Source organism: Pseudomonas sp. SDO524_S393, from assembly GCF_054071875.1.
In genome coordinates, this window is the sequence record NZ_JBSVVZ010000079.1 from 1 (window position 1) to 16622 (window position 16622).

Here is a 16622-nt window from a genome sequence, read left to right on the forward strand (position 1 = left end):
ATACATTCGTGACTGATACACCGCATTCGCGAGCAAGCCCGCTCCCACACTTGTTTTGCATTGCCTGTTATTGACGCTTCAACAACACCGGCAACTGCGCCACCAACTTCTGGTTATTCAACGGCGCACGAATAAAACCGCGCTGCGTCCCGTCCGGCCCGATCAACGCCAGGTTGCCGCTGTGGTCGACGGTGTAGTTCGGCTTGCTGGTGTCCGCCGGAATGAACGGAATGCTCACTGCATTCGACACCTTCTGCACCTCCTCCACATTCGCGCCGGCAAGGCCCTGGAATTGCGGGTCGAAATAGCCCAGGTATTGCTTGAGCTGGGTCGGCGTATCGCGGTGCGGGTCGACGCTGACCAGGATCACCTGCAACTTGTCTACAGCGTCCTTGGGCAGCTCGCTCTTGATCTGGCGCAGTTGGGCGAGGGTAGTGGGGCAGATATCCGGACAGAAGGTGTAGCCGAAGAACAGCAGGCTCCACTTGCCTTTCAACTCGTTGACCTGCACCGGCTGGCCGTCCTGATTGATCATCGTCACCGGCGGCAATTGGCGGCTTTGCGGCAGCAGGATGATGCCGGCGTCGATCAGCGCGGTGGGGTCGCCTTGCCCCTTGCCCGAGAGCACTTTGTTGACGGTCAGGCCCATGATCAGCGCGACGATGGCCACCAGGATGAAGACAGTTTTTTGAGTTCGAGTCATAGGTTCAACAGTAAGTAGTGGTCTACGAGCAGGGCAATGAACAGCAGCAGCAGGTACCAGATAGAGTACTTGAAGGTGTTGATCGCCGCGTGCGGCCGACCGCCACGGTACAACACCCAGGCCCATTGCAGAAAGCGTCCGCCCAATGCCAGCGCACAGGCCAGGTAGAGCAGGCCGCTCATGTGGATCACATAAGGCATCAGGCTCACCGCCAACAGGGCAAAGGTATAAAGCAGGATATGCACCTTGGTGTAATGCTCGCCGTGGGTAACCGGCAGCATGGGGATGTCGACCTTGGCGTATTCCTCCTTGCGATGAATGGCCAGCGCCCAGAAGTGCGGCGGCGTCCAGGCGAAGATGATCAGCACCAGCAACAGGGGCTCGGCACTGACATGTCCGGTGACCGCCACCCATCCCAACAAGGGCGGTGCGGCACCGGCCAGGCCGCCGATCACGATGTTCTGCGGGGTCGCGCGCTTGAGAAAGCCGGTGTAGATCACCGCGTACCCGAGCAGCGACGCTAATGTCAGCCATGCCGCAAGGGCGTTGGTGAACGCCAGCAGCAGCGCCAGCCCGGCCACCGCCAGCAACAAGGCGAACGCCAGTGCCGCCAACGGCGACACCCGCCCCTGGGCCAGCGGCCGCTTGTGGGTGCGCGCCATCACCGCATCGATCCGCCGATCCACCACATGGTTCACCGCCGCTGCACCGCCCGCACACAGGGCAATACCGAGATTGCCGAACACCAGCACCGTCCACGGCACCCCGGCGCGCGTGGCGAGAAACATGCCCACCAAAGAGGTGATGAGCATCAGCACCACCACTTTCGGCTTGGTCAGCTCCAGGTAGTCACGCCAGATCGCCTGGTCGCGGCGCGCGCCGATCAAGGTCGCCATGGCATCTCTCCTTTGAGGGTGATGAGGCTCGAAACGTGTTTACGCGGAATGAAGCGCCAACCGAACGGCTGTTGATGACGCACCCGGACCAGGCTGGTCCGTGCGTGATAGTTGACCAGCACCAGGGTCAACAGCAGCGCCGCGCCACCGGCGTTATGCCCGACCGCCACCGGCAACGGCAGGTGGAAATACACGTTGCTCAAGCCCAGGCTGATTTGCGCCGCCAGGGCTATCAACAACAGGCCTGCCAGGCGCGTCATTCCCGTGAGGCGCAGTTGCCAGGCCAGGCCGAGCAACACCAGGCTGACGACAACCGCGCCGACGCGGTGGGTCAGGTGGATGGCGGTGCGCGCCTCACTGTCCAACTGTCCGCCCAGGTAGTTGGGGCCGATGTGCTGGGTGAGGTGAAAGCCATTGGCAAAGTCCGCCGCCGGCCACCATTCGCCATGGCATGTTGGCAGGTCGATACAGGCCACCGCCGCATAGTTGGAGCTGACCCAGCCACCCAACGCAATCTGGCCAATCACCAGCACCAGGCCGGCCGTTGCCCAATACTGCAGGCGCTTGGGCACGATCAACGCGGGCAGCACGCCGGACAAGCGCAGGGTCAACAGAAACAGCAGGCTCAAGGTGGCAAAACCGCCCAATAAATGCCCGGTAACCACCTGCGGCCACAGCTTCAGCGTCACCGTCCACATGCCGAACGCAGCCTGGGCAAACACTACCGCCAGCACGAACAAGGGCAGTTTCACCGGTTGGCCCGGGTCACGTCGATGGCTCCAGGAACGCGCCGCCAGCAACACGATCAGCACACCCAAGGTGCCGGCAAAGTAGCGATGGGTCATTTCGGCCCAGCCCTTGTCGGCCTCCACCGGCGTATCCGGGAAATGCAGCTCGGCATGGGCCAATTGAGCTTCGGTCTTGGGCACACTGATAAAGCCGTAGCAACCCGGCCAATCCGGGCAGCCAAGGCCGGCGTGCGTCAGGCGGGTATAGGCACCGAGCAGCACCACAATCAGTGCCAGCAAGGTGGCGAACAACGCGAGGCGAAATCCAGGTTTGGCCATGACGAAGCCCTTATCCGATATTCGACAGTTTCAGCAGATGGCGCAGATCGTTGAGCAGGTCCTTGCCCTTGACCTTGGCGTCGTAGCGCAGCACCAGGTTGCCGTGGGGGTCGACGATCCACAGTTGCGCGTCGCCCGGTGCGGCGGCGTCCCTGGTAAAGGTCGACAGGTCCAGCGGGTAGCGTTGCAGTTGCGGGTATTCGACTTTCAGCTTGGCCTCGTACTCCGCGCTTACCGGCTGGGCGCTGGCCAGTGCGTGGCTGGCGCGGGAGGCATCACGGCCCAGGCTGATCTGCAGTTGGCGTGCGAGGTACACCAACTGTTGGCAATCGGCAGCGCACGCAGCAGGCGCGGTGACCAGCAGTTGCCAGCGCTGCTCATCGGCCTGCACGCCAATGTCGGCGCGGGTCTGGCCGTTGCCGATCATCTCGCCGTGGTAGCTGCGGCTGTCCGGCACCCAGAATTGCAGCTTGTACATGAAGGTGGCCAACGCCATCGGCCCGATCACCATCAGCAGGATAAGGATCAGCTGCCAGCGCCCCTTGCGCCGGTCGGGCGTCGCCGGTGCGTCAGACATGCTGGGTGGATTCATGGCTGCTCCCATGGTGCTTCTCCTTTTTTGTAGGGTGCCATCCGAGGTAGAGGTACAGCGCCAGCAAGGCCAACGCCATGGCGAACCATTGCACCGCGTAGGCCAGGTGTTTTTCCGGCCCCATGGCAACGATTGGCCAGGTGGTTTCATACGTGCCCGGGCCAGCCTCGGCACGCAGCTCGTAGGCAAAACCGCTGCGGCCCAGGTCGGCCCAAAGCGTGGCGGGGTGCAGCGCGGTCAGCAGACGCGGCCATTGCCCGCCAGCGGGGTCGGCATGCAATTGGAAAGTTTCACCCGGCGCGACGTACACCCAGGCGTCCAGGTTCAAGGCTTGTTCAGGCGTGCTGAACACCGGCGGCGTACGCCGGTCGGGCCAGGGCAACCAGCCGCGATTGAGCAACAACCACAGGCCGCTGGCCTGGTCATGGAACGGCTGCAACAGCTCGACGCCAGCCTTGCCGTCGCGCATGCGGTTATCCAGAAACACGCTGTGTTCGGCATCCAGTTGACCGCGCAGATGCACGCGACGAAAGGCCGGGTCCGTCATTTCACCGAGCTGCGCGCTGCTGATCGGCTCGGCCGCGCGGCGCTCGACGTAACTGTCCACCAGCAGCTGCTTTTCATGCCCGCGCGACAATTGCCAGAAACCCAGGCCCACCATCAACGGCAGCAGAACCATCACCACCAGGGTCGGCGCGATGCCTGGACGAAAACCTTTCATGGCGCTGGCTATACTTGTTTTCATTGCCCGCCCCCACTCCCTCAATGCCCAACGCCAGGAACCCGACCATGCTCAAAGCCGCCATTGCCCTGATGCTGATCGCGACCGTCGCGAGCCTGTTCAGCGGCTTGTTCTTCCTGGTCAAGGACGGGGGCCAATCCAACCGCCTCGTCAATGCCCTGACCGTTCGCGTGGTGCTGGCCGTAATCACCCTGGCGCTGATCACCTGGGGCTTTTTCAGCGGCCAGCTGGTTTCTCACGCCCCTTGGTGAGGCGCTTCACAGCACATAAACGAAGAAGAACAGGCCGATCCACACCACATCCACAAAGTGCCAATACCAACTGGCCGCCTCGAAACCGAATTGATGCTCGGCATTGAAGTGCCCCTTGAGGATGCGCATCAGCATTACGAACAGAATGAGCGTGCCGATGGTCACGTGGGCGCCGTGGAACCCCGTGAGCATGAAGAACGTCGCGCCGTACACGCCTGAACCCAGGGTCAGCCCCAGCTCTTTGTAGGCGTGGATATATTCCTCGGCCTGGAAGCCGAGAAACGCCAGGCCCAGCAGCACCGTGATCGCCAGCCAGAGTTTCAGCGCGCCGCGATGCCCTTTGCGCAGGGCGTGGTGGGCAATGGTGATGGTCACACTGGAACTCACCAGCAGGATGGTATTGACCAGCGGCAGCCCCCACGGGCTGATGGTGCCCTCCGGCGCCGGGTACATTTTCGGATCAGGGTTGTTCAGCAGCGGCCAGGCGAACTCGAAATTCGGCCACAGCATGTGCGCGATGCCTTTATGGCCTTCGCCTCCCAGCCACGGGCCGGACATATGCCGCACATAAAACAGCGCACCGAAGAACGCGATGAAAAACATCACTTCGGAAAAGATGAACCACGACATGCCCCAGCGGAACGAGCGGTCCATCTGCGGGCTGTACAGCCCGGCGCGACTTTCCTTGATCACCGCGCCGAACCAGCCAAACAGCATGTAGGCAACCAGCAGCCCGCCGACGAAAAAGATCCACGGTCCGTGGGACTCCGGACGCGCCGCCTTGAGGTCGTTGAACCACACGCCCAGGCCGTACACGGTGATCAACAGGCCAAACGTCGCAATTATTGGCCACTTGCTTTGCGCTGGTACGTAGTACGTATCATGAGACGACATGTATTCGCTCTCCTGATTGAGGGGGCAAACAGTAGCTAGCCGCCCGTATGGGCAGCCACCGGCGGCTGGCGCGCAGTGATGTCAAACAGCGTGTACGCCAGGGTCAGATGCTTCACATCCTTGGGCATGTCGCGGTCGACGATGAAGCGCACCGGCATCTCGATGCGCTGGCCTGGCTGCAACACTTGCTGGGTAAAGCAAAAGCACTCGGTCTTGTGGAAGTACATCGCCGCTTCAGCCGGGGAAATACTTGGCACAGCCTGGGCCGTCATCGGTTTGTCGGTGGGGTTGTAGGCCACGAAAAGCATCTCGGTGACCGCACCCGGGTTGACCACCACTTCGTCCGCCTTGGCATAAAAATCCCAGACCATGTCGATGGCATTGGTGGACAAGAACTGCACCCGTACCTGGCGCGAAGGGTCGACGATCTGCTCGCCCTCGTATTGCCCGGCGGTCTTGCCGTTGATGCCGAATGCCTTGCACATCACGTCGTAGATCGGCACCAGGGCAAAGCCGAACGCGAACATCGCCACTACCAGGATCAGCAGGCGAGTGACCAGGCGCTTGATCGGCACAGATTCAGCCATGGCGATCACCTTGTCTTTGACGTCCTGTGGGAGCTGGCTTGCCTGCGATAGCGGTGGAACAGGCGCCATATTCACCGACTGTCAGGCCGTCATCGCAGGCAAGCCAGCTCCCACAGGGGACCGAGCCGGCCTGCGCCAAGGTGTTCATTTGACCTCCGGCGGCGTGGTGAAGGTGTGATACGGCGCAGGCGAGGGGATGCTCCACTCCAGGCCTTCGGCACCGTCCCACGGCTTGGCCGGCGCCGGCTTGCCGCCCTTGATGCACTTGATCACGATAAACAGGAAGAAAATCTGCGTAGCACCGAACATGAAGGCGCCGATGGACGAGACCATGTTGAAGTCGGCGAACTGCAGGTTGTAGTCCGGCACCCGGCGCGGCATGCCGGCCAACCCCACAAAGTGCATCGGGAAGAACGCCATGTTCATGCCCACGAAAGACAGCCAGAAATGCAGCTTGCCCAGGGTTTCGTCGTACATGTGGCCGGTCCATTTCGGCAGCCAGTAGTAGGCCGAAGCGAAGATGCCGAAGATCGCCCCAGGCACCAGCACGTAATGGAAATGCGCCACCACGAAGTAGGTGTCGTGGTACTGGAAGTCCGCCGGCGCAATCGCCAGCATCAGCCCGGAAAAACCACCGATGGTAAACAGGATCACAAAGGCCACCGCGAACAGCATCGGCGTCTCGAACGTCAGCGAGCCCTGCCACATGGTGCTGACCCAGTTGAACACCTTCACCCCGGTGGGCACGGCAATCAGCAAGGTGGCGTACATGAAGAACAGTTCGCCCACCAGCGGAATGCCCACCACGAACATGTGGTGCGCCCACACGATGAATGAAAGGAACGCGATACTCGCCGTGGCGTAGACCATGGAGGTGTAACCAAACAGCGGCTTGCGTGAGAAGGTCGGGATGATCGAGCTGACGGCACCGAAGGCCGGCAGGATCATGATGTACACCTCGGGGTGGCCGAAGAACCAGAACACGTGCTGGAACAGCACCGGGTCACCGCCACCGGCCGCGCTGAAGAAGCTGGTGCCGAAGTGGATGTCCATCAACATCATGGTCACGCAGCCCGCCAGCACCGGCATTACCGCGATCAGCAGGAAGGCGGTGATCAGCCAGGTCCAGACGAACAGCGGCATTTTCATCAACGTCATGCCTGGCGCGCGCAGATTGAGGATGGTGGCGACCACGTTGATCGCGCCCATGATCGAGCTGATGCCCATCAGGTGGATGGCGAAGATGAAGAAGGTCACGCTTTCCGGCGCGTAGGTAGTGGACAGCGGCGCGTAGAAGGTCCAGCCGAAATTCGGCCCGCCGCCCGGCGTGAACAACGTGGACACCAACAGCAGGAACGCCGCCGGCAACAGCCAGAAGCTGAAGTTGTTCATGCGCGGCAGGGCCATGTCGGGCGCGCCGATCATCAGCGGGATCATCCAGTTGGCCAAGCCGACGAAGGCTGGCATCACCGCACCGAACACCATGATCAGGCCGTGCATGGTGGTCATCTGGTTGAAGAATGCCGGCTCGACGATTTGCAGGCCCGGCTGGAACAACTCGGCCCGGATCACCATGGCGAACGAGCCGCCGAGCAGGAACATCGCGAAGGCGAACCACAGGTACATGGTGCCGATGTCTTTGTGGTTGGTGGTCAGCACCCAGCGCATCAGCCCCTTGGCGGGGCCATGGGCATGGTCAGCGTGACCATGGTCATCAATCACAGCGCTCATGGCCGTTCTCCTGCAAGCGAGTGGGCGGGGCGGGTGTAGGTAAACGCCGTGGAATAGGTCATTTGCTTTCCGCCTGCTTGATGGCCAGCACGTCTTTCGGCGTGACCATGTCGCCTTTGTTATTGCCCCAGGCATTCCGCTCGTAGGTCACTACGGCGGCAATGTCCACTTCCGAGAGCTGCTTGCCGAACGCCGCCATCGCGGTGCCAGGCTTGCCGTGGTAGACGAGGCTCAGGTGATCAGCCGCGGGGCCGGTGGCGATTTTCGAGCCCTTGAGTGCCGGGAACATCGGCGGCAGGCCCTGGCCTTCGGCCTGGTGACAGGCCACACAGGTGGTGTGATAGACCTTGTCGCCACGCGCCACCAACTCTTCAAGGGTCCACTCTTTGGACGTCAGTTCCTTGAGCTTGGCCGCTTCTTCCTTACGCTCGCCAAGCCAGGTGTCGTAGTCGGCCTTGGACTTGACCTCGACCACAATCGGCATGAAACCGTGATCCTTGCCACACAACTCGGCGCACTGGCCACGGTAGATGCCCGGCTTCTCGACGCGGGTCCAGGCCTCGTTGACGAAGCCGGGGATGGCGTCGCGCTTGACCGCAAAGGCCGGCACCCACCAGGAATGGATCACGTCTGCGGCCGTCACCAGGAAACGCACCTTGGCGCCCACCGGCAGCACCAGCGGCTGGTCGACTTCCAGCAGGTAGTGCTCTCCTTTGGTGGCCTGGTTGTGAATCTGTTCGGCGGGTGTGGCCAGGTTGCTGAAGAACTCCACATCCTGGCCCAGGTATTTGTAATGCCACTTCCACTGATAGCCGGTGACCTGGATATCGATATCCGACTCACTGCTGTCGTAGATATTGATCAGTGTCCTGGTCGCCGGGATGGCCATCGCGATGAGGATGAGCAAGGGCACTACGGTCCAGAGGATTTCCACGGTGGTGCTCTCGTGGAACTTGGCCGCGACCTGGCCCGTGGACCGGCGGTGGATGATCATCGACCAGAACATCGCGCCAAACACGACAATGCCGATCACTACACAGATCCAGAAAATGGTCATGTGCAGGTCGAACACGGCGTGACTGACCTCGGTTGCCCCTGGCGCCATATTCGTGGTCCAGGCGGCGTGCGCCTGGCCGAATATCGACCACAACAGAAGGCCCATCCAAACGTGTGGATGTCGCGTCATTGCGGGTTCCCCTTATCGTTCTTGTTATCCCGCCGGTTTGCACCTGCGTCGAAGGGAGCGGCTTCCATACTGCTTTACAACCGCTTAGCCTCACCTGCTCATGCAGTCTGGCGTCATCAGCTAATTGCGTACAAATCCGAGTATAGACAGGGTCTGCAACCCCGCAATGTGTAGGGGAAAATGAGCGAAAATGATCGACGAAACCCAATAGATCCGAGAGCGGAATCGTTTTTCCGACGAACGATGGCAATTCGATATAACCGCCACGCATAACCGTGAAATAATTATGACAAATGCGTCTTAGGGGCTCGTACAAACGAGCTACCTTATGCTCTCCCTATTCCTACGCCTGCATCACTGGAGCTTTCATGAACACCGCCGCATTGCGCGAGCAGATTTCCCGTGCCCATCAACACGAAGCCAACACGGGCCAGCTTGCCCAGCAACTGGAAAACCAATTGCCGCACCTGCATTCGGCCATCTCCCTGGCTGACGGTGATCGCAACATTGTCATGACCCGCTTTGTCACGGCCTACATCGACCTGGTCCCCGACCTGCTCGATGCCGCCAACGACGTGGCCCGCGAGGCCGGCATCGAAAGCCAGATCAAACCGGTGCTGAAGATCGCCGAGCATTTCTTCCTGCAACCGCCGGCGATCCTGGCCGGCCATGAAGGCCTCGACGGCCTGCTGGACGAGGCCTACCTGGCTCACCGCCTGGTGGAGGAAGTCAACGATCTGTATATCAAGCACTTTGGCCAGCCGTTGATCCCGGCGGACACCACCGTGGCCAACTTGATTGCCCACCAACTGATCGGTGAGGAATTCGCCAACAAGCTGGATGAAGCCGTGCATCTGGCGGTCGACGAAATGCTCAACGAAGACAGCTTTGCGCTGGAATCGGTCGAAGCCTACCGCGAAACCCTCAAGAGCCCGGACACGGAAGCCGCGTGGAAACGCTGGCCATGCCTGTCGCGCCAGCTGGGTGTTGAGCTGGCGCTGGATCAACCGGCTTAAATCTCAAAACCGATAAAGATCAAATGTGGGAGCGGGCTTGCTCCCACATTGTTATTGGGTGGTCAGACTGCCGCCGAACCTATCCCCGTCGTCGTCCGGACCCGGCCTTCCAGCCGGCGCTTCAACCCACGCGTCTCGATCACCAGCTTCGAGCCCTTGGCCGCATTCGCCCGGCCCCATTCCTCCAACAACTCAAGGCAGGAATGGTCGATGTAACTCAGGTTATTGAGCGGTACATGCACGGTTGTTCCTTCCGGCACCGTCGACAACACCTGGGTCAACGCCGGCACTTTCAGAAAGGTCGCGGCACCGGTCAGGCGCAGCTCCATCTCGCCGCTCTTCGGCAGGTCGATCAGGCTGACCTTCAACCGTGAGGCCTTGAAGGCCAGTTTGAGCAATGTCAGCCCGAAGCCCACCAGCACGCCAGTCAGCAGGTCGGTGAAGACAATCGCCAAGGCCGTGGCCGCATAGGTGAACATCGGCATCCGTCCATAGCGTCCCAGCGCCTTGAACGCTTTGATGTCCACCAGCTTGATACCGGTGTACACCAGCACGCCCGCCAGGCTCGCCACCGGGATGCTTTGCAGCACGCTCGACAGCAACAGCACGAACGCCAGCAGCCACAACCCGTGGAACATCGTCGAAAAACGCGTGGTGGCGCCGGCCTGGACGTTGGCCGAGCTGCGCACGATCACGCCGGTCATCGGCAGGGCGCCGACGAGACCGCACAGCATGTTGCCTACGCCCTGTGCAGACAATTCTTTGTCGAAGTCCGAACGTTGGCCGTTGTGCATGCGATCGACCGCGGCTGCGGACAGCAAGGTTTCGGCACTGGCGATAAACGCTACGGCGAATGCAGCGATCAACAGCTGTGGATCCGCCAGGTTCAGCAGGTCACTGGGGCGCAGCCAGTCGATGGCATCGGCCAGGTTCGCGGGGACTTCCACACGCTTGACCTGCAACGCCAGCATCAGGCTGACCAGTGTGGTCAGGCCCACGCCCAACAAGGCACCCGGCACGAAGCGCAGCTTCTGCGGGCGGAGCTTGTCCCAGGCGTACATGACCAGCATCGTCGACAACCCGAGCAAACCCGCCTGCCAGCCCAGACCGCCGCCCAGAGTCGGAATCGCATCGGCCAGCGCCGCCGGGAAGCCCGTCAGGTTATCCAGTCCCGACGGCTTGGGCGCGCCATCGAGCATCACATGAACCTGGGACAGCACAATCAGCACGCCAATCCCTGCCAACATGCCGTACACCACGGCAGGCGCCGTGACGCGGAACCAGCAGCCCAGGCGCATGCGTCCGGCTACCAGTTGCAGGAACCCGGCCAGCAGCAGAATCGGGCCGAGCATCAGCATGCCGTGCTGACGCACCAGTTCGAATACCAACACCGCCAGGCCCGCCGCCGGGCCACTGACCTGCAGCGGCGAACCCGTCAGCCAGCCCACCACCAGGCCACCGATGATCCCGGTGATCAGGCCTTTGGCCGGCGGCATGCCGGAAGCGATCGCAATGCCCATGCACAAGGGCAAGGCGACCAGAAACACCACCACGGACGCGAGCAGCTCACGTGGCAATACAGCTTTCAATTGAGCAGCACGCATAATGACTCTCCCGAGGCATTCGCCGGGCGTGGCAACGCCTGGCTGCTCGAATGGCAGCCATCGCGTTACCCGGCAGGGAAGTGTTTTAGAAGCGCGCTTTAGGCGTCGCGGAAGGGATCGGCCCGTCGCCGGCCAGCGAACGGAACTTCGACTGGTCCGCATCGTAGGCGCGGATTTCGCTGGTCTCGATGTTGTAGATCCAGCCATGGATATACAAATGACCGCTGGCCATGCGCGAAGCCACGGAAGGGTGGGTGCGCAAATGTTGCAGCTGGGCGATGACGTTTTCTTCGGTCAGCACCTGCATGCTCTCGCCTTCGTTGGCACAGTCGCAGTTGTCGTGGACCATGGTCTTGGCGACCTCGGCATGCCGCAGCCAGGCCTTGACCGTCGGCATCTTCTCGAGGCTCTGGGGGTTGAGTACTGCGCGCATGGCGCCGCAATCGGAGTGACCGCACACGATGATGTGCTGCACGCCCAAGGCCAGTACCGCGTACTCGATCGCCGTGGACACACCACCGTTCATCTGCCCGTAGGGCGGAACCACGTTGCCGACGTTGCGGGTCACGAACAGGTCGCCGGGCGAACTCTGGGTGATCAGCTCGGGCACGATGCGCGAATCGGCACAGGTGATGAACATTGCCCGCGGGCTCTGGGCCGTGGCGAGTTTCTTGAAGAGTTCTTCCTGTTGGGGGAAGACGTCGTGATGGAAATGCAAAAAGCCGTCAACGATATGCTTCAGCGCTGCATCGGCAGTTTCTGCCACTTGGGGGGCTGAGGCCGACGCAGCCGAAGGCTGTTTATCCTTGTCACTCATGATTCGTTCTCTTGATTAATACAGGGTAGTTTTCAGGTCAGCTCGACACCGGCCAAAGGGTCAGTTGTAAAACTGTACAGGCCAGACCGCCGACTTATCAGTCATTCGCTGAAGAAGGTAACCTTGGAAACTTAACTCAAACTGAATTAACCGCTCTAGACCGCGAGTTTCAGCGATATCAAAACGCAATCATCTCAATGAAAACACTGCGTTTACCCATTCAGTCTACAACAATGCCATCTGCCTGCCTGGCGGACAAAATGCCGAACAATCCAGGTTGAAGCCTTCCCTTCGATTCAACCCCAATCGCTTGATCGCCTTGCTGAAACGCTGGGCCAACAGGTCAGCGAACGGCCCCTCACCGCGCATGCGCACGCCGAAACGGCTGTCGTACACCTCACCACCACGCACCTGGCGCACCAGGCTCATCACATGGGCCGCACGCTGCGGGTAATGCGCCGCCAACCATTCTTCGAACAACGGTGCCACTTCCAACGGCAGGCGCAGCATCATGTAGGCCGCACTCTGCGCTCCGGCGGCGTGGGCCTCAGCCAACAGGCTTTCCAGCTCGCTGTCGTTGATCATCGGGATCATCGGCGAACACAGCACCCCCACCGGGATTCCGGCCTCTCGCATCACCCGAATCGCCCGCAATCGCGCCTTGGGCGCTGCCGTGCGGGGCTCAAGGATACGCTTGAGCTCATCGTCCAGGCTGGTGAGACTGATCATCACCGCCACCAGGCGCTGGCGCGCCAGCTCGGTCAGCAGGTCGAGGTCGCGCAAGATCAGCGAGCCCTTGGTGATAATCGTCACCGGGTGCCGATAACGCAGCAACACCTGGAGGGTTTGCCGGGTGATGGCGTACTCGCGCTCGATAGGCTGGTACGGGTCGGTATTGGAACCCAGGTTGATCGGCGCACATACGTACCCCGGCTTCGACAGCTGTTGCTCCAGCACGTCGGCGGCGTTGCTCTTGGCGATCAGTTTGGTTTCGAAGTCCAGCCCCGGCGACAGGTCCCAATAGGCATGGCTGGGCCGCGCATAGCAGTAGATACAACCGTGCTCACAGCCGCGATAAGGGTTGATCGAGCGGTCGAAGGGCAAGTCCGGCGAGTTGTTGCGGGTGATGATGGTCCTGGCCGTTTCGATACGCACTTCAGTGCCTTGAGTCGGTGGCACTTCCTGAAACCAGCCGTCGTCCTCGACCACGCTGACCGTCGGCGCAAAACGATTGTGCAGATTGGTGGCCGTGCCCCGACCACGGGGCGGCAACGGAGTCGACATGGGAACGCCTCTATACTGTTTTTATATACAGTATCGATCCAGACGGCATCTGACCAGTGCCGTCTGGCGGCCCGTGCTTTTACGTCCTGCTTCACAATTCTTTGACGCCCACCTCACACCCCCTTGACCCCATGTAGACGAGTCTGGGCACCCATCGCCCACGCTCTCACACGGTCACGCCCCCTATGTTCAAACACCCGCTGATGCCCGCCCTCGGCCTGACCTTGGTGGCACTGTTCAGTGCACCCCATGCCCAAGCGGATGACGACACCTCGATCCGCTCGGCGGAATGGGCACAGCCGGTGAGCCGCCAGTACAACCTGCACCAGATGACGCCCACGCTTTATCGCAGCGCACTACCGGACAGCGACGCGTTGCCGTTGCTGGAAAAGCTCAGGATCGCCACGGTCATCAACTTCCTCCCGGAATCCGATTCGGCCTGGCTGAAGACGCCCGGTATCCGACAAGTGCAGTTGTCTTATCGCACAAACCACGTGGATGACGCCGACGTACTCGCAGCACTCAGGGCGATTCAGGAAGCACAAACCCAAGGCCCGGTGCTGATGCACTGCAAACACGGCTCGGACCGTACCGGCTTGATGGCGGCGATGTATCGCGTAGTGGTTCAGGGGTGGAGCAAGGAGGAAGCGCTGGATGAAATGACCCTGGGCGGCTTTGGCGCCAGCAGCGGCTTCAAGGACGGGGTTCGCTACATGATGAAAGCCAATGTCGACAAATTGCGCATCGCATTCGCTAAGGGCGATTGCAGCACCAGTGCCTTTGCATTGTGCTCGATGAACAGTTGGCTCAACGCGGCCGGCAACAGCCGTGTTGAATCAATGCCGGGAAACGAGCGGGTGCTCGTCCCCCGACAGGACGCCGAACAGCTCAGTCTTTTTTGAGCTTCGGATTCGGGAAGAACTGCACCGCCTGAACCTTGGGGTCGGCCGGCGCTTTCAGCGCCGACATGTTGACCCGCGTGCCCAGCTCCTTGGGCACCGACAAACCCTGATCATTCAGGGTATCGGTGTAACCACAGGCCACGCACTCGCGATGCGGCACGTTGTCTTCGGTCCACATCTTCAACTTGTCCGGCTCGCTGCACGCCGGGCAGACCGCCCCGGCGATGAATTGCTTCTTGGTAATCACAGGCCCTTCACTCATGCTGCCGCGTCCTCACTCAGGCCGCTGTGGCGCAAGAGTGCGTCAATCGACGGCGCACGTCCGCGGAAATCGACGAACAGCACCATCGGCTCCTGGGAACCGCCGCGCGCCAGGATGGCTTCGCGGAAGGCGCGACCGGTCTCGGCGTTGAGCACGCCGTCTTCCTCGAACTTGGAGAAGGCGTCCGCCGACAACACTTCGGCCCACTTGTAGCTGTAGTACCCCGCTGCATAACCGCCAGCAAAGATGTGCGCAAAGCTGTTGGGGAAACGGTTGTAGGCCGGCGGACGCATCACCGAGACCTCATCACGCACGCCTTCGAGCACCTGGGCCACGCTTCGGCCATCGCCGTGGGTGGCATGCAGCTCGAAGTCGAACAGCGAGAACTCCAACTGACGCACCATCATCAGGCCGGACTGGAAGTTCTTCGCCGCAAGCATTTTTTCCAGCAGGTCCTGGGGCAGCGGCTCGCCGGTTTCATAGTGACCGGAAATCAGCGCCAGGCCTTCCGGCTCCCAGCACCAGTTCTCCATGAACTGGCTCGGCAACTCCACCGCATCCCAGGCCACACCGTTGATGCCGGACACGCCGGCGTGCTCGACGCGGGTCAGCAAGTGGTGCAAACCGTGGCCGAACTCATGGAACAGCGTGGTCACTTCATCGTGGGTCAGCAGGGCAGGCTTGCCGCTGTCGGCGGGTGTGAAGTTGCACACCAGGTTGGCCACCGGGCTCTGCAATACGCCGTCGACCGTGCGACGACGGTCACGCGCGCCGTCCATCCAGGCGCCGCCACGCTTGTTGGCGCGGGCGTACAGGTCGAAGAAGAAGCGGCCCACATGCTGGCCGTTTTCCTTGATCTCAAACAGGCGGACATCCGGGTGCCAGGTGTCGAAACCTTTCTGCTCGGCGATTTCGATGCCGTACAGACGCTGCACGATGGCGAACAGGCCGCTGAGCACCTTGTCGATCGGGAAGTAGGCACGCAGGGCTTCCTGGGAAACGCTGTAGCGCTGTTCGCGCAGTTTTTCACCGTAGAAACCACTGTCCCAGCTTTGCAGATCGGCGCAACCTTGTTCGGCGGCATAGGCCTTGAGCTGTTGCAGGTCCTGGGCGGCAAACGGCTTGCTACGCTTGGCCAGGTCGCGCAGGAAGCTCAGGACCTGGTCGCTGGACTCGGCCATCTTGGTGGCCAGGCTCAGCTCGGAGAACGAGGCGTAACCGAGTAACTGGGCCAGTTCCTGACGCAGGTCGAGGATCTGTTCCATCACCGGGCCGTTATCGTTCTGACCGGCATTCGGGCCCTGGTCCGACGCACGGGTGCAGTAGGCCGCGTAGACTTCTTCACGCAGAGCACGGTCCTGGGCGTAGGTCATCACCGCGTAGTAGCTGGGAAACTCCAACGTGATCAGCCAGCCGTCGAGGCTTTTGGCCTTGGCGGCAGCCGCCATTTGCGCCTTGGCCGAATCGGTCAGGCCGGCGAGGGTGGCCTCATCGGTGACATGTTTGGTCCACGCCTGAGTGGCGTCCAGCAACTGGTTGGAGAATTTGCTGCCCAATTCGGAGAGCTTGCTCTGCACTTCTGCGTAGCGCTTTTGCTGCTCCGGCGGCAGGTCGATACCCGACAGGCGGAAATCACGCAGAGAGTGTTCCAGGATGGTTTTTTGCGCCACGTCGAAACCAGCCGCTTCCGGGCTGTTGGCCAGCGCCTCGAAGGCCTGGAACAGTTCACGGTTCTGGCCCATCTCGGTGGAGTAGGCGCTCAATGCCGGCAGGCAGCCTTCGTAGGCTTCGCGCAATTCGGCACTGTTGCACACGGCGTTGAGGTGGCTGACCGGGCTCCAGGCGGCGCCCAGGCGGTCATTCAGCTCGTCCATGGCCAGGACCAGACCGGCCCACGTCGGATTTTTCCCCTGACTTTGCAGGATCTGTGCGATGGCAACGCGGTTGTCGGCGAGGATCTGTTCGATGGCCGGCTGGACATGCTCGGCACGGATCGCCGAGAACGGCGGCAGGTCGTAGGACTGCAGAAGAGGGTTGTTCGCGCTCACGGTGGACACCTTGGCTGAAGAAACATGTAAGAACAAAGAT

The 16622-nt window shown here is 61.2% G+C and carries 17 protein-coding genes; 3 read left to right on the plus strand and 14 right to left on the minus strand.

Annotated features, from left to right (window positions below):
* Window positions 1-67: 67 nt before the first annotated feature.
* From ACW9IB_RS25490 to ACW9IB_RS25510, 5 genes are read right to left on the minus strand one after another with little or no spacing between them, the layout of a single operon-like run.
* Window positions 68-703 carry an SCO family protein gene (locus tag ACW9IB_RS25490; RefSeq protein ID WP_457415952.1) on the minus strand — a complete coding sequence of 212 codons (636 nt, stop codon included), beginning with the start codon at window positions 701-703 and terminating at the stop codon, window positions 68-70.
* The gene (gene cyoE, locus ACW9IB_RS25495) at window positions 700-1599 is read right to left on the minus strand and encodes a heme o synthase (protein WP_457367386.1); all 900 of its coding nucleotides are present in this window, start codon (window positions 1597-1599) and stop codon (window positions 700-702) included. Before cyoE ends, ACW9IB_RS25490 begins: the two co-directional genes overlap by 4 nt.
* Window positions 1587-2666, minus strand: coding sequence for a COX15/CtaA family protein (locus ACW9IB_RS25500; RefSeq protein WP_457367387.1), 1080 nt, complete (start codon window positions 2664-2666; stop codon window positions 1587-1589). The genes cyoE and ACW9IB_RS25500 overlap by 13 nt, the downstream gene beginning before the upstream one ends.
* Window positions 2667-2676: 10 nt before the next feature.
* The gene (locus ACW9IB_RS25505; protein ID WP_457415953.1) at window positions 2677-3270 is read right to left on the minus strand and encodes a hypothetical protein; all 594 of its coding nucleotides are present in this window, start codon (window positions 3268-3270) and stop codon (window positions 2677-2679) included.
* Window positions 3236-4003, minus strand: a complete 768-nt coding sequence (locus tag ACW9IB_RS25510; RefSeq protein ID WP_457367389.1) for an SURF1 family protein — start codon at window positions 4001-4003, stop codon at window positions 3236-3238. Before ACW9IB_RS25510 ends, ACW9IB_RS25505 begins: the two co-directional genes overlap by 35 nt.
* A gap of 44 nt (window positions 4004-4047) precedes the next feature.
* Here ACW9IB_RS25510 and ACW9IB_RS25515 point away from each other — a divergent pair, with 44 nt between their 5' ends.
* Window positions 4048-4251 (plus strand): twin transmembrane helix small protein, encoded by a 204-nt coding sequence (locus ACW9IB_RS25515; RefSeq protein ID WP_457367390.1) that lies wholly within the window; start codon window positions 4048-4050, stop codon window positions 4249-4251.
* A 6-nt stretch (window positions 4252-4257) separates the two neighbouring features.
* Here the strand turns inward: ACW9IB_RS25515 and ACW9IB_RS25520 are convergent, their stop codons facing one another.
* From ACW9IB_RS25520 to coxB, 4 genes are all read right to left on the minus strand, one after another.
* A complete protein-coding gene (locus tag ACW9IB_RS25520; protein ID WP_457367391.1) occupies window positions 4258-5145 on the minus strand; it encodes a cytochrome c oxidase subunit 3 in 888 nt (295 codons plus the stop codon).
* Window positions 5146-5180: 35 nt separating this feature from the next.
* On the minus strand, window positions 5181-5732 hold the full coding sequence (locus ACW9IB_RS25525; protein WP_457367392.1) for a cytochrome c oxidase assembly protein: 552 nt from the start codon (window positions 5730-5732) through the stop codon (window positions 5181-5183).
* Window positions 5733-5876: 144 nt separating this feature from the next.
* Window positions 5877-7463 (minus strand): cytochrome c oxidase subunit I, encoded by a 1587-nt coding sequence (ctaD, locus tag ACW9IB_RS25530; protein ID WP_457367393.1) that lies wholly within the window; start codon window positions 7461-7463, stop codon window positions 5877-5879.
* 58 nt (window positions 7464-7521) lie between these two features.
* Window positions 7522-8649 (minus strand): cytochrome c oxidase subunit II, encoded by a 1128-nt coding sequence (coxB, locus tag ACW9IB_RS25535; protein WP_457367394.1) that lies wholly within the window; start codon window positions 8647-8649, stop codon window positions 7522-7524.
* Between the two features lie 368 nt (window positions 8650-9017).
* Between coxB and ACW9IB_RS25540 the strand changes: the two genes are divergently transcribed.
* Window positions 9018-9665 (plus strand): hypothetical protein, encoded by a 648-nt coding sequence (locus ACW9IB_RS25540; RefSeq protein ID WP_457367395.1) that lies wholly within the window; start codon window positions 9018-9020, stop codon window positions 9663-9665.
* Window positions 9666-9727: 62 nt separating this feature from the next.
* Here the strand turns inward: ACW9IB_RS25540 and ACW9IB_RS25545 are convergent, their stop codons facing one another.
* The 3 genes from ACW9IB_RS25545 to ACW9IB_RS25555 form a co-directional block, all read right to left on the minus strand.
* Window positions 9728-11269, minus strand: a complete 1542-nt coding sequence (locus ACW9IB_RS25545) for a SulP family inorganic anion transporter (RefSeq protein ID WP_457415954.1) — start codon at window positions 11267-11269, stop codon at window positions 9728-9730.
* Window positions 11270-11354: 85 nt separating this feature from the next.
* Window positions 11355-12086 (minus strand): carbonic anhydrase, encoded by a 732-nt coding sequence (locus ACW9IB_RS25550; RefSeq protein ID WP_457367397.1) that lies wholly within the window; start codon window positions 12084-12086, stop codon window positions 11355-11357.
* A gap of 225 nt (window positions 12087-12311) precedes the next feature.
* Entirely contained in the window at window positions 12312-13370 is a 1059-nt protein-coding gene (locus ACW9IB_RS25555) for a PA0069 family radical SAM protein (RefSeq protein WP_457367398.1), read from the minus strand.
* 185 nt (window positions 13371-13555) lie between these two features.
* On the opposite strand from ACW9IB_RS25555, the gene ACW9IB_RS25560 reads away from it, so the two are divergent.
* Complete coding sequence (locus tag ACW9IB_RS25560; RefSeq protein ID WP_457415955.1) at window positions 13556-14272, plus strand: phosphatase domain-containing protein; 717 nt, start codon at window positions 13556-13558, stop codon at window positions 14270-14272.
* Here the strand turns inward: ACW9IB_RS25560 and ACW9IB_RS25565 are convergent.
* Window positions 14259-14534 carry a YheV family putative zinc ribbon protein gene (locus tag ACW9IB_RS25565; protein WP_457367400.1) on the minus strand — a complete coding sequence of 92 codons (276 nt, stop codon included), beginning with the start codon at window positions 14532-14534 and terminating at the stop codon, window positions 14259-14261. The two genes, ACW9IB_RS25560 and ACW9IB_RS25565, sit on opposite strands and share 14 nt — an antisense overlap.
* A complete protein-coding gene (gene prlC / locus ACW9IB_RS25570; RefSeq protein ID WP_457367401.1) occupies window positions 14531-16582 on the minus strand; it encodes an oligopeptidase A in 2052 nt (683 codons plus the stop codon). Before prlC ends, ACW9IB_RS25565 begins: the two co-directional genes overlap by 4 nt.
* Between the last annotated feature and the right edge of the window lie 40 nt (window positions 16583-16622).

What these genes read in the sequence shown, in the direction of transcription:
- ACW9IB_RS25490 (WP_457415952.1), bottom strand. Translation starts at nt 703, where the DNA reads ATGACTCGAACTCAAAAAACTGTCTTCATCCTGGTGGCCATCGTCGCG.
- cyoE (WP_457367386.1), bottom strand. Translation starts at nt 1,599, where the DNA reads ATGGCGACCTTGATCGGCGCGCGCCGCGACCAGGCGATCTGGCGTGAC.
- ACW9IB_RS25500 (WP_457367387.1), bottom strand. Translation starts at nt 2,666, where the DNA reads ATGGCCAAACCTGGATTTCGCCTCGCGTTGTTCGCCACCTTGCTGGCA.
- ACW9IB_RS25505 (WP_457415953.1), bottom strand. Translation starts at nt 3,270, where the DNA reads ATGGGAGCAGCCATGAATCCACCCAGCATGTCTGACGCACCGGCGACG.
- ACW9IB_RS25510 (WP_457367389.1), bottom strand. Translation starts at nt 4,003, where the DNA reads ATGAAAACAAGTATAGCCAGCGCCATGAAAGGTTTTCGTCCAGGCATC.
- ACW9IB_RS25515 (WP_457367390.1), top strand. Translation starts at nt 4,048, where the DNA reads ATGCTCAAAGCCGCCATTGCCCTGATGCTGATCGCGACCGTCGCGAGC.
- ACW9IB_RS25520 (WP_457367391.1), bottom strand. Translation starts at nt 5,145, where the DNA reads ATGTCGTCTCATGATACGTACTACGTACCAGCGCAAAGCAAGTGGCCA.
- ACW9IB_RS25525 (WP_457367392.1), bottom strand. Translation starts at nt 5,732, where the DNA reads ATGGCTGAATCTGTGCCGATCAAGCGCCTGGTCACTCGCCTGCTGATC.
- ctaD (WP_457367393.1), bottom strand. Translation starts at nt 7,463, where the DNA reads ATGAGCGCTGTGATTGATGACCATGGTCACGCTGACCATGCCCATGGC.
- coxB (WP_457367394.1), bottom strand. Translation starts at nt 8,649, where the DNA reads ATGACGCGACATCCACACGTTTGGATGGGCCTTCTGTTGTGGTCGATA.
- ACW9IB_RS25540 (WP_457367395.1), top strand. Translation starts at nt 9,018, where the DNA reads ATGAACACCGCCGCATTGCGCGAGCAGATTTCCCGTGCCCATCAACAC.
- ACW9IB_RS25545 (WP_457415954.1), bottom strand. Translation starts at nt 11,269, where the DNA reads ATGCGTGCTGCTCAATTGAAAGCTGTATTGCCACGTGAGCTGCTCGCG.
- ACW9IB_RS25550 (WP_457367397.1), bottom strand. Translation starts at nt 12,086, where the DNA reads ATGAGTGACAAGGATAAACAGCCTTCGGCTGCGTCGGCCTCAGCCCCC.
- ACW9IB_RS25555 (WP_457367398.1), bottom strand. Translation starts at nt 13,370, where the DNA reads ATGTCGACTCCGTTGCCGCCCCGTGGTCGGGGCACGGCCACCAATCTG.
- ACW9IB_RS25560 (WP_457415955.1), top strand. Translation starts at nt 13,556, where the DNA reads ATGTTCAAACACCCGCTGATGCCCGCCCTCGGCCTGACCTTGGTGGCA.
- ACW9IB_RS25565 (WP_457367400.1), bottom strand. Translation starts at nt 14,534, where the DNA reads ATGAGTGAAGGGCCTGTGATTACCAAGAAGCAATTCATCGCCGGGGCG.